This window comes from Pectobacterium carotovorum, assembly GCA_016415585.1.
In the GTDB taxonomy this organism is placed as follows: Bacteria; Pseudomonadota; Gammaproteobacteria; order Enterobacterales; family Enterobacteriaceae; genus Pectobacterium; species Pectobacterium carotovorum_K.
The window spans coordinates 329,318-341,285 of record CP066552.1; the positions used below are offsets into that span (position 1 = coordinate 329,318).

12 protein-coding genes and 1 pseudogene are annotated in these 11,968 nt (G+C 52.3%); all 13 read right to left on the minus strand.

Annotated elements, in window-relative coordinates; genetic code table 11:
- Positions 1-29 precede the first annotated feature (29 nt).
- Positions 30-1,238, minus strand: a complete 1,209-nt coding sequence (locus tag JFY74_01485) for an IS256 family transposase (protein QQG28768.1) — start codon at positions 1,236-1,238, stop codon at positions 30-32.
- A 392-nt stretch (positions 1,239-1,630) separates the two neighbouring features.
- Positions 1,631-1,927 carry a DNA-binding transcriptional regulator Fis gene (gene fis / locus JFY74_01490; GenBank protein QQG28769.1) on the minus strand — a complete coding sequence of 99 codons (297 nt, stop codon included), beginning with the start codon at positions 1,925-1,927 and terminating at the stop codon, positions 1,631-1,633.
- 23 nt (positions 1,928-1,950) lie between these two features.
- Positions 1,951-2,916: a tRNA dihydrouridine synthase DusB gene (gene dusB / locus JFY74_01495; protein QQG28770.1), complete on the minus strand. Its 966-nt coding sequence runs from the start codon at positions 2,914-2,916 to the stop codon at positions 1,951-1,953.
- 349 nt (positions 2,917-3,265) lie between these two features.
- Entirely contained in the window at positions 3,266-4,153 is an 888-nt protein-coding gene (gene prmA / locus JFY74_01500; GenBank protein ID QQG28771.1) for a 50S ribosomal protein L11 methyltransferase, read from the minus strand.
- Between the two features lie 17 nt (positions 4,154-4,170).
- Positions 4,171-5,622, minus strand: coding sequence for a sodium/pantothenate symporter (gene panF / locus JFY74_01505; GenBank protein QQG28772.1), 1,452 nt, complete (start codon positions 5,620-5,622; stop codon positions 4,171-4,173).
- On the minus strand, positions 5,612-5,854 hold the full coding sequence (locus tag JFY74_01510; protein QQG28773.1) for a YhdT family protein: 243 nt from the start codon (positions 5,852-5,854) through the stop codon (positions 5,612-5,614). The genes panF and JFY74_01510 overlap by 11 nt, the downstream gene beginning before the upstream one ends.
- Positions 5,855-6,215: 361 nt before the next feature.
- A complete protein-coding gene (accC, locus tag JFY74_01515; GenBank protein QQG28774.1) occupies positions 6,216-7,559 on the minus strand; it encodes an acetyl-CoA carboxylase biotin carboxylase subunit in 1,344 nt (447 codons plus the stop codon).
- An 11-nt stretch (positions 7,560-7,570) separates the two neighbouring features.
- On the minus strand, positions 7,571-8,038 hold the full coding sequence (gene accB / locus JFY74_01520) for an acetyl-CoA carboxylase biotin carboxyl carrier protein (GenBank protein QQG28775.1): 468 nt from the start codon (positions 8,036-8,038) through the stop codon (positions 7,571-7,573).
- 24 nt (positions 8,039-8,062) lie between these two features.
- Positions 8,063-8,515, minus strand: a complete 453-nt coding sequence (gene aroQ / locus JFY74_01525) for a type II 3-dehydroquinate dehydratase (protein QQG28776.1) — start codon at positions 8,513-8,515, stop codon at positions 8,063-8,065.
- A gap of 254 nt (positions 8,516-8,769) precedes the next feature.
- The gene (msrQ, locus tag JFY74_01530; GenBank protein ID QQG28777.1) at positions 8,770-9,369 is read right to left on the minus strand and encodes a protein-methionine-sulfoxide reductase heme-binding subunit MsrQ; all 600 of its coding nucleotides are present in this window, start codon (positions 9,367-9,369) and stop codon (positions 8,770-8,772) included.
- A gap of 78 nt (positions 9,370-9,447) precedes the next feature.
- Positions 9,448-10,449 (minus strand): protein-methionine-sulfoxide reductase catalytic subunit MsrP, encoded by a 1,002-nt coding sequence (msrP, locus tag JFY74_01535; protein ID QQG28778.1) that lies wholly within the window; start codon positions 10,447-10,449, stop codon positions 9,448-9,450.
- Between the two features lie 64 nt (positions 10,450-10,513).
- Positions 10,514-10,654 carry a hypothetical protein gene (locus tag JFY74_01540; GenBank protein QQG28779.1) on the minus strand — a complete coding sequence of 47 codons (141 nt, stop codon included), beginning with the start codon at positions 10,652-10,654 and terminating at the stop codon, positions 10,514-10,516.
- Positions 10,655-10,827: 173 nt separating this feature from the next.
- Positions 10,828-11,797, minus strand: a pseudogene (locus JFY74_01545) (oxidoreductase).
- Positions 11,798-11,968 lie beyond the last annotated feature (171 nt).

The window sequence follows — 11,968 nt, forward strand, 5'->3', positions numbered from 1 at the left end:
GTCCATAATTCTGTGTAATTGCCACCGTATTAAAGGTGATCGCTCAGGCGGTCACCGAACTCGATAATAAAACGGCTCATTGCCAGCCGCCAGTTCTGGATCGGCATACTCCATTTTTTCGAGGCCGACTGTATCGCCAGATAAATCACTTTACGTACCGAATCATCTGTCGGGAACGCCTTACGTTTCTTTATCGCCTGCCTAATCACACTGTTCAGCGACTCGATGGCATTGGTGGTGTAGATAGCCTTGCGGATATCCGGCGGGTAGCCAAAGAACGTGTTGAGATTTTCCCAGTGCGCACGCCAGCTTTTGCTGATTTGGGGGTATTTCTCATCCCAGATGCCCGCGAATGTGTCCAGCGCCATCAACGCCGCTTCCTCGGTTGGGGCCTGATACACCGCTTTCAGCCCGCTGGTGATGCCCTTGTAATCCTTCCACGAGACGTATTTCAGGCTGTTTCGCACCATGTGGATGATGCACAGTTGGATATGTGTCTGCGGATAGACGCTGTTGATGGCCTCTGGGAAGCCTTTCAAGCCGTCCACGCAGGCAATCAGGATGTCCTGAAGTCCTCGGTTTTTAAGCTCCGTCAGCACTGTTAGCCAGAACTTCGCGCCTTCGTTTTCGGCCAGCCACATACCCAGCAGCTCTTTCTGGCCTTCGGTGTTAATACCCAGAGCGAGGAATACCGCTTTGTTAATGACACTGCCGCTATGACGGACTTTCACCACAATACAATCAAGGTAAACAATGGGATACAGTGAGTCTAACGGACGATTTTGCCATTCTGTCACCTGTTCTTTAACCGCATCGGTGACTTTGGATATCAGCGTGGGCGACACATCGGCATCGTACATCTCTTTGAATGTAGAAACGATTTCACGGGTCGTCATACCTTTGGCGTACAGGGATAAAATCTGGCTGTCCATCTGCGTGATGCGCGTCTGATTTTTCTTTATCAGTTGCGGATCGAAGGTGTTTTCACGGTCACGTGGCGTGCTTAGTTCAATCTCACCGTCGTCACATAACACGGTTTTAGACGAGTAACCATTTCGGGTATTGGAGCCTGATTTAGGGGCATTTTTTTCGTGCCCGAGATGCTCAGTCAGTTCTGCATTGAGCGCGGTTTCGACGGTTAACTTCGTCAGCATGCGGGAAAACGCATTGAGGTCGGCTTCGGTTTTAAGGCCTTTAGCCAATTCAGCAGCCAGTGCTTTAAGTTTCTTTTCGTCCATCGTTTGCCTGTCTCCGTTGTTGGAGTGAACATATCAAAAACAGGCAATTACACAATTTTAATTACAGTCTCCGGTTACGCTTATTTCCATGTGCGCTCTGATTATTAATGTTCACTAATTTTTGTGGGTTATCTGCCCGATCTTCGTTAACTAACACACCATAAAGTCAGTGATGTTTACTGCTGGCTGTGTTTGAGCTCACCTTGCATGGCGAAAACGATCAGTTGCCCGTGCTCCCATCTGGTTTTTTTCCATTGATTCTACAACATTATGTAGATCTCTCATCTCGCAGACTTAATTGCTAAGGCCGTTGTTGTCTTAATAGAACACAAAGAAAAAGGCGCTTAACCAAGAGGTAAAGCGCCTTTTTTCAAATGCTTAACTGATTAGTATCAGTTCATGCCGTATTTTTTCAATTTCTTACGCAGAGTACCGCGGTTGATGCCCATCATCAGGGCGGCGCGGGTTTGGTTACCGCGGGTGTATTGCATCACCATGTCCAACAGTGGCTGTTCAACTTCAGCCAGTACTAGCTCATACAGGTCACTTACATCCTGACCGTTCAATTGAGCAAAATAGTTCTTCAGTGCCTGTTTAACCGAGTCGCGCAGGGGTTTTTGGGTTACCTGAGCCTGAGAGTTTACAGTGGAAACGGTCAGTACGTCAGAATTCACGCGTTGTTCGAACATAGTTCTGTCAGCTCTTTTTCTGTTTACGCAAGATTTTCAAAATATGCCTTCAACGCCTCCAGCTGCTCGCTGGCATCCTCAATGGCGTTGAATGTGCGCCTAAACTGGTCGTTTGGGGCATGCTCCTGGAGATACCAGGATACGTGCTTACGAGCGATACGAAATCCCTTGCCTGGACCATAAAAGTCGTGCAATTCCCGTATGTGCTCGATCAACAAGCGCTTAACCTCTGCCAACGGCATCGGTGCCAGCAACTCCCCTGTGTCCAGATAATGCTGGATTTCCCGAAAGATCCAGGGTCTTCCCTGAGCGGCTCGTCCTATCATCAGGGCGTCAGCCCCGGTGTAGTCAAGAACCGCTCTGGCTTTATGCGGGTCTGTAATGTCGCCATTCGCAATAATAGGAATGGAAACGGCCTGCTTAACTGCCCGAATGCTGTCGTATTCGGCGAAACCATTGAACAGGCACGCACGCGTGCGTCCGTGAATGGTTAACGCCTGAATCCCACAGTCTTCAGCCAATTTGGCAATTTCTACACAGTTGCGGTGCTCTGGTGCCCAACCGGTTCGGATTTTCAGTGTCACCGGTACGTCTACCGCTTTCACTACCGTAGAGAGGATCTGTTTGACCAAATCCGGATACTGCAACAACGCAGATCCTGCCATCTTGCGGTTCACCTTCTTCGCTGGGCAGCCCATATTGATGTCGATGATCTGTGCACCGGAATCAGCGTTGATTCTCGCCGCCGCCGCCATCTCATCGGGGTCACAACCGGCAATCTGCACGGCTCTGATACCCGGTTCATCGCTATGAACCATTCGCAAACGCGACTTGTCTGAACGCCATACTTCCGGGTTGGAAGAAAGCATTTCAGACACGGTCATTCCAGCGCCCATCGCATGACAGAGTGCTCTAAATGGGCGATCGCTAATACCAGCCATTGGGGCTGCTATCAAGCGATTACTAAGCTGAAATTGTCCAATGTGCATAGACAAAAATTGACCATACTGTGCCTGCAAGGGCGCGTATATTACGCATTTTTTACGTCAGATGAAAGGCCAAACTTTGACCAATTTACAGCTATCGATCAATGAAAATGCACTTCATAAAGAGGCATAAAAATATTATTCATATTTAACAGTTAGTTATATTTTTATGTCGATTTTTTGTTCTGGGAAATAATCATCTGTTTACAGAATTTTATCTGCAAGCGCGGTCATTTTTAGTGGAGATACAGCAGGCTATCAATGCTTTATCAGTGAAATGCGTTGGTTAATACGGCAAAACGGCCTGCTCACCGTTGTATGAACGATGGGCAGGTCTCGCGGGATAATGTTATTACGATGCGCGGCGTTGACCGGTAATACGGCACCACTCTTCGCGTTCAGCCACCGGATCGAGCGTGAACTTGTCTGCGTAGGCTTCTGCGACGCCATCGGCCTGCGTGGCCAGTACACCGGACAGGCCAAGGTGACCTCCTGCTTTTGGCAGATCGCTAATCAGCGGTGCCAGTTCGCGCAGCGGGCCAGCAAGGATGTTGGCGACGACGACATCGGCAGACAGGTCAGCAGGCTGGTCTTTCGGCAGATAAAGCTCCAGACGCTCTGAAACCCCGTTGCGCTGTGCGTTGTCGCGGCTGGCCTGAATCGCCTGAGGATCGATATCAATCCCGATAGCGCGTGCTGCACCCAGTTTCAGAGCAGCAATCGCCAGAATGCCGGAACCGCAGCCGAAATCGATGATGGTTTTCCCTTCCAGATCCAGCCCATCGAGCCATTGCAGGCACAGTGCGGTTGTTGGGTGGGTGCCGGTGCCGAACGCCAGACCGGGGTCGAGCATCACGTTGACGGCGTTCGGATCAGGAATTTCACGCCAGCTTGGGCAAATCCACAGACGTTTGCCGAACTGCATCGGGTGGAAGTTATCCATCCACTCGCGTTCCCAGTCTTTGTCTTCCAACTGCTCGATTTTGTGTTTAAAACCCGCGCCCAGCAGCGGTTCCTGCTCCAGTATGGCGATAACCGCGTTCATATCGGTTTCGGCATCGTACAGCGCAATCGCGTCAGTATCGCCCCACAGGCGGGTCTCGCCCGGTAGCGGTTCGAATACCGGTGTATCGTGCGTATCCTGAAACGTAACGGATACCGCACCGCTTTCTATCATGGCGTCACCCAGTTGTTCTGCAACATTTCCTGAGGTGTTTATTTTCAGTTGAATCCACGGCATAGCAGTCTCTATTACATTTAAAGTGAAGATGAAGCGGCAACCGGCGCTGGTGGATTATGACCAAAGCGGTTGCCAATAATAAACGCCATCAGGCTGAGTAACAGCGATGGCACAATCGGGTGATATCCAGCCAACTGAAGATTGAAGCTGGCCAGTAAGGTATAGCAAATCGCCCCGGTGAACATGGCGCTAAGCGCGCCTGCAGCATTCGCGCGTTCCCAATACAGGCCCAGCACCAGCGGCCACAGGAACACCGCTTCCAACCCGCCAAACGCCAGCAGATTCAGCCAGATAATCATTTCCGGCGGCCGTAAGGAGGCCAGCAGCACTAGCAGGCCCAATAGTAGGGTCGTCACGCTGGACAGGATCTTGATGCGGCGTTCGTTATGGATCTGCTGCGGGCGTACGCTGAGATAGAGATCTTTGATGATCGTGGCGGAGGCCTGAAGCAAATGCGCATTAATGTTGGACATGATAGCGGCCATTGGCGCAGCGAGAAAGATCCCAGCGGCCAGCGGCGGTAATACGGTGACCATCAGCGCCGGTAAAACCTGATCGGGAATCGTCAGGTTTGGCATCACGGCGCGGCCCAGCGCACCGGCCAAGTGCATGCCGAGCATCAGGATGCCGATGACGATGGTGCCGATGATAATCCCACGGTGCAGTGCCTTGCTGTCGCGATAAGAGATGCAGCGCACGGCGGTGTTCGGCAAGCCGATGACGCCGAAGCAGACCAGCACCCAGAATGAGGCCATAAACGGCATCGACAGAATGCCGTTGCTGCCCTGTGGCGACACCAGCATCGGGTCAATCTGTTGCAGCTTATCCACCGCACTGTGCAAACCGCCGGCGGCATAAATCACGCCGACCAGCAGGATGACGGTGCCGATCAGCATCACGATGCCCTGCATTGCATCATTGAGCACGCTGGCGCGGAAGCCGCCAAACGTGGTGTACAGCGCGATGGTGACGCCGAAAATCAGCAGGCCGATGTCATAAGGGATGTTCGCTGCGGTTTCCAGCAGACGCGCGCCACCAATGAACTGCACAGCCATGGCGCCGATAAACGCGACCAGCAGGCTAATGCTGGCGAACCAGACCAGCAGCGGGCTGTTGTAGCGGGCGTACAGCATGTCGTTCAACGTGATGGCGTTGTAACGCCGTGCCAAAATGGCGAACTTTTTCCCCAAAATCCCGAGCGATAGCAGCATGGTAGGAAGCTGGATCATCGAAAGCAGCACCCAGCCCAGCCCGTATTTATACGCGGCACCCGGCCCGCCGATAAAAGAGCTGGCGCTGACGTAAGTGCCGATGAGCGTCATCGCTAGGACAAACCCGCCCATTGAGCGGCCGCCGAGGAAATACTCGTTAAGAAAGTTACCCGCCTGACGGCGACGGTACGCATAGACCGACAGCCCGAAGACCAGCAGCAGGTAGCCAATCAGCGGCAATAAAATTTCAATTTGCATCGTCACTCTCCAGTGAGATATCGCGGAAAATGACACGCACCATCAGCCAGCACAGCAGCGTAAACACGAGCGGCAGCAGCAGGCAGGCCATCTCAAACCAGTGTGGAAGGCCGGTGATCCCTTGTATGTTGTCTGGCAAATAGGCGGCAAGCACCCAGGCCACTAAATAAACCAGCGTCAGGCCAAAAGCCCAGCGGGCCTCTTTGTGCGCCTGAGGAAAGCGTGTATCCATGTTCTTCTCCACCGTAAATGGGAGCATTTACCCGTCATACTTCAAGCTGCAGGTGTGTTGGCTACTCTTACTCACCCGAATCACTTACTTGAGTAAGTTCATCGGGATTCCCTCGCTTGCCGCGTTACAAGGTACATAAATGTACCTCGCCCCGACGGGTCAACGCTTTGCGTTGTTCAAAACGTTAACGTTTTGTTCTGCAAATCGAATTATTTAGGGTATAGATATCGTTATGAACGTCGTGATGACGAAAGCGGGAATTTTACGGCATGTGGGCCAATTGACTAGTAAGAATTCACAGAAAAACAAAAGGTCGGCTTTCACCGACCTTTGAGATTGTCACGACTGAAATCGTGCGGGTTTACTGCAAGCCGAGTTTCTTTTCCAGATAGTGGATGTTAGTGCCACCTCTCTGGAAGTTTTCGTCACTCATGATCTTTATCTGGAGTTCGATGTTAGTTTTGATGCCATCGATGATCAGTTCAGCCAGCGCGTTCTTCATACGGGAAATCGCGATTTCGCGGGTTTCGCCGTAGGTGATCAGCTTGCCGATCATGGAATCGTAATACGGCGGTACGGTATAACCAGCGTAAATATGCGATTCCCAACGGACACCAAAGCCACCCGGCGCGTGGAAACGCGTGATTTTACCCGGGCTTGGCAGGAACGAGTTCGGGTCTTCGGCGTTGATACGGCATTCCACCGCATGGCCGCGAACCTTGACGTCTTTCTGCTTGATGGACAGTGGCAGACCGGCAGCGATGCGCAGCTGCTCTTTGATCAGGTCCACGCCGGTAATCATTTCGGTTACCGGATGTTCCACCTGAATACGGGTGTTCATTTCAATGAAGTAGAACTCACCGTTTTCGTACAGGAACTCGAACGTACCCGCACCACGATAGTTGATATCGATACAGGCTTTGGCGCAGCGATCGCCGATATTGCGGCGCAGCTCGTCCGTAATGCCCGGTGCTGGCGCTTCTTCCACCACTTTCTGGTGGCGACGCTGCATGGAGCAGTCGCGCTCGGCCAGATAGACGGCGTGGCCCTGACCATCAGCCAGAATCTGAATTTCCACGTGACGTGGGTTTTCCAGATATTTTTCCATGTAGACCATGTCGTTGTTGAAAGCCGCTTTGGCTTCCGCACGGGTCATGTTGATGGATTGTTCCAGCTCTTTGTCGCTGCGCACGACGCGCATACCACGACCACCGCCGCCGCCAGAGGCTTTGATGATGACCGGATAGCCAATGCGTTTTGCATGAACACGGTTAGCGTCCATGTCGTCGGTCAGAGGACCATCAGAGCCTGGTACGGTCGGAACACCCGCTTTTTTCATTGCGGTGATGGCAGACACTTTGTCGCCCATCAGGCGAATGGTTTCTGCGCGTGGGCCGATGAAGATAAAGCCAGAACGTTCAACCTGCTCGGCAAAATCCGCATTTTCGGACAGGAAACCGTAGCCAGGGTGAATCGCGACGGCACCGGTGATTTCCGCAGCGGAAATAATCGCTGGGATGTTCAGATAGCTTTTTGTTGACGGAGCCGGGCCGATACACACGGTTTCGTCCGCCAGCAATACGTGTTTCAAATCGCGATCCGCACTGGAGTGAACGGCGACGGTTTTGATGCCCAGCTCTTTACAGGCACGCAAAATACGCAGCGCGATCTCTCCGCGGTTAGCGATAACGATTTTATCTAGCATGATAAGCCTCGTTATTCGATGACAACCAGTGGCTCGTCAAATTCGACCGGCTGACCGCTTTCGAGCAGAATGGCTTTCACCACGCCCGATTTGTCGGCTTCGATCTGGTTCATCATTTTCATGGCTTCGACGATGCACAGGGTATCGCCAACGTTGACGCGCTGACCCACTTCCACGAAAGCTTTAGCATCCGGACTTGGGGTGCGATAGAAGGTTCCAACCATTGGAGAACGAACGATGTGTCCACTGATGGCAGCCGGTGCGGCAGGCGCTTCCACTGGCGCTGGTGCAACGGCGGCAGCCAGAGCAGGCTGTGGCTGCATCATTGGCGTAGCGTAGGCCTGTTGCATCATCGGGTAGTTAACCGCTGCTGGGGCACGACTGATACGTACTGATTCTTCACCTTCAGAAATTTCCAGTTCGGCGATGCCGGACTCTTCAACCAGTTCGATCAGTTTTTTGATTTTACGAATATCCATGGATGTGGTTCCGTACTCTTTTGTTTAATTGGAAGTTGACAGGCGTCTTACTGCCGTCTGTAAAGCATACTGATAACCATCTGCCCCCAGGCCACATATCACGCCTACCGCAACATCAGAAAGATAGGAATGATGACGAAAAGGCTCACGTGCGTGTACGTTGGACAGATGAATTTCGATAAATGGAATCGCGACTGCCAGCAGGGCATCACGCAGCGCAACGCTGGTGTGGGTAAATGCCGCCGGGTTAATCAGAATGAAGTCTGTGTTTCCTCTGGCCTGATGGATGGTATCGATCAGAACATGTTCTGCATTGGATTGCAGATGGGAAAACTTCACGTTCAATGCCTGCGCCTGTGTTTCCAGCTCGCTGACAATGTCTGCTAACGTCGTGTTACCGTATTTGTCGGGCTCTCGGGTTCCTAGCAGATTCAGGTTTGGACCGTTCAAGAGCAAAATGTGAAACTTTTCTGCCATTGTGCTGCTATCTCCCGCGATTGACCAAGATTGCCAAAACCGTGTCGCACAAAATAGCGCGAAGCTATTCGTTTGTCACCTTTCGTGACGCAAATTGTCCGGCCCGAGAAATTAAAGTCGTGCATTATAACCATATCGTGGCAATTCGCAGCTAAATACTGGTCTTATCTGCGGAGATATTCCTGCACCAAGCCGTACGAAGGCGTGAATTTCACTGCGGTCCGTAACCGGCTTTTCCTGTATTGCTGCGGCGTTTAGCGCCACCATTGGCGAAATTTCTTATAACGTAACAGCAGCAAGATCATCGCCGCGAGCGCGTACAAAATAGGCTGTGGGGAGAGCGTTTTAACTGACCAAAGATAGTGGATAGGCGCAAGGATGGCGACTAAATAGACGAAATTATGCAGTTTTTGCCATTGCGATCCCAATTTGCGCATCATTACCTGTGGTGAGGTCACCGCCAGCGCCAGCAAAATCAGCCAGCTTATGATTCCCAACGTTAGATACGGCCGGGATATCAGTTCTTTTCCCAGCAGCGCCAGATGATCCAGACCCAACTCCAGCAGCGCATAGCTCACCAGATGTAACGTCGCCCAGAAAAAGCACCACAGCCCGAGGAGGCGTCGGCAGCGAATCAGCAGCGGCTGTTTACCGTAGCGCGCCAGTGGCGTGACCAACAGCGTTGCCAGCAGCAATTTCAGCGCCATTCGGCCGGTAAAATGCTGGATATCTTTGGCGGGGTCTGCGCTGAACCACCCTTGGTCGACTGACAATATCAGCCACAGCAGCGGCAGAAAACTAGCCAGATGGAGTAGCACTTTTAGCCCGTTAATGTGTTGTAACGTCAGTCTCATACTGATGTGGATCCCTATCCTGACAGGATGCTGTAGCGAGAAGTTTTGTGTTATTAGCTAGATGTTTTGTGTTATTAGCTAAAAGTTGTCGCGCAGATTCAGGCCGCGATACAGCGAGGCGACCTGATCGGCATAGCCGTTGAACAACAGCGTGGGTTGACGTTCAACGTTAAGCAAACCACCTGAGCCAATGACGCGCTCTGTCGCCTGTGACCAGCGTGGGTGATCCACATGCGGGTTAACGTTGGCATAGAAGCCATACTCGTCTGGAGCCGCCAGATTCCACGTGCAGGGCGGCTTCTCACGAGTGAGCCGGATATGTACGATGGATTTGATGTTCTTGAAGCCGTATTTCCACGGTGTAACTAACCGGATGGGCGCACCGTTCTGCGGCGGCAACGTCTTGCCGTAGACACCGACGGCCAGCAGCGCCAGGGGATTCATGGCTTCATCCATCCGCAGTCCTTCTACATAGGGATAATCCAGCCCGCCGCCCATGAAACGATCTTTTTGCCCCGGCATTTGCTCCGGGTCGTAAAGCGTTTGAAACGCCACGTAGCGGGCGTTGCTGGTGGGCTCGGCGAATTTAATCAGCTTGGCCAGCTCAAAGCCGACCCACGGAATCACCATCGACCATGCCTCGACGCAGCGGAAACGGTAGATCCGTTCTTCCAGCGGAAAGCGTTTTAGCAAATCGTCGATATCCAGCGTGAGAGGCTTAGCGACGTCACCGTCTATCTTGACGGTCCAGCCTTCGGTTTTTAACCTGCCCGCATTGGCCGCCGGATCGGCTTTGTCCAACCCGAATTCATAGAAGTTGTTATAGCCCGTAACTTTATCTTCCGGCGTGAGTGGCAGATCGAGCTTCCAGTCGGTGGGTTGGCTAAACGTGAGCGGTTTACCCGGTGGCGCTTTGGGTTTATCGCCACCTTTAAACCAGGCCAGCAGGTCAGCCTGTGCAGAAAAGGGCAGTGAGAGCGCCGCAGCGGAAATACCCAGCGCTTTTAATACGCGTCGACGCTGATAAAAGAGGGATTCCGGGGTAACGTCGGCTTCCGTGAATTTGCGATGTTTGTGCATGTGAACTCCCGCCAGTCATTATTATTGTTGACGCAAAGTGGCGTTTTTAATGCTTACCGTTCACTTAGTTATAGATGACTTGCGGTAGAAACTGCGACAGGAGAGAGGAAATACTTTTTTGCAGGGTGTAACAGCGCTCAAGATTACTGATAATGCGTTGGGCGATGATAATGGATAGATCGTAAGACGCTGTGAATACATCCATGTACGCTCGAGCCGCGCAGATATGAATCTCCTCCCTGAGATTCACCCTTTCAGGGCCGTCGCAAGCGACGTTCAAAGGCGTTCCTGACGCCTTTGTCCCTGTCGCGGACGCTTTACTCTTCTATTCCATTATCACCGTTTTCGTTCCGCAAATTAATACGTCAACGAAAAGTGTTAGCTGATTTTCACCAGCGTACGGCCAGTGACTTTGTTTTCCAGCAGGGCAGCGGCAACGGCAGGGACATCTTCCAACCCGATTTCCTGCGTAACTTGCTGATAGAACGACTCAGGCAGGATGGCAGCCAGACGCTCCCACGCTTGCTGACGGCGCGCCAGCGGTGCCATCACGGAATCCACGCCTTGCAGACGAACATTACGTAAAATAAATGGCATCACGGTCGTTGGCAGGGCAACACCGCCAGCCAGACCGCACGCGGCGACTGTCGCGTTGTAATCCATCTGCGCCAGCAGCGTCGCCAGCACGTTGTCGCCGACGGTATCTACCGCGCCGGCCCACCGTTGTTTCTCTAGCGGGCGAGGGCTGCCGCTGAATTCGCTGCGATCTAGCACCTGTTTGGCACCCAATTTTTTCAGATAATCAGTATTGTCGGCACGGCCGCTGACGGCAGTAACCTGATAGCCTAGCTCTGCAAGCAGGGCAACTGCCGTACTGCCGACGCCGCCGCTGGCACCCGTCACAATGATGTCGCCGCTTTCTGGGGTGATGCCGCCATCTTCCAGCGCCATCACGCACAGCATCGCAGTAAAGCCTGCGGTGCCAAGAATCATAGCCTTACGCGCATCCAGCGACGCGGGCAGAGGGACCAGCCAATCGCTCTTCACACGCGCCTGTTGTGCCAGGCCGCCCCAGTGGTTTTCACCCACGCCCCACCCTGTCAGGATGACCGACGGCAAACCGATCGTTGTCACTGTGACGCACGGTTCCGACAAAATCGATCCCTGGAATCATCGGGAAGTTACGAATAATTTTGCCTTTGCCGGTAATGGCAAGCGCATCTTTATAGTTAATGCCGGACAAACTGATATCAACAGTTACATCCCCGGCGGGAAGCTGCTCTGCGTCAATCTCGCGAATCTGAGCGTGGGTCAGTCCGTCTGACTGTTCAAGAACTAAAGCCTGCATGGGCTATCTCCTGTAGCAGGATTAAATATGGGGAAGTCATTAACGACTATAGTTACTATAGTTATTACAGGGACTATTTGTTAATAAAGTACAGTTTGTTAATGAAGGTACTATGTTGCTGGCCTATGCGAACTGATAAAAAACAACAAACTCGCTGAAATAACAATTATT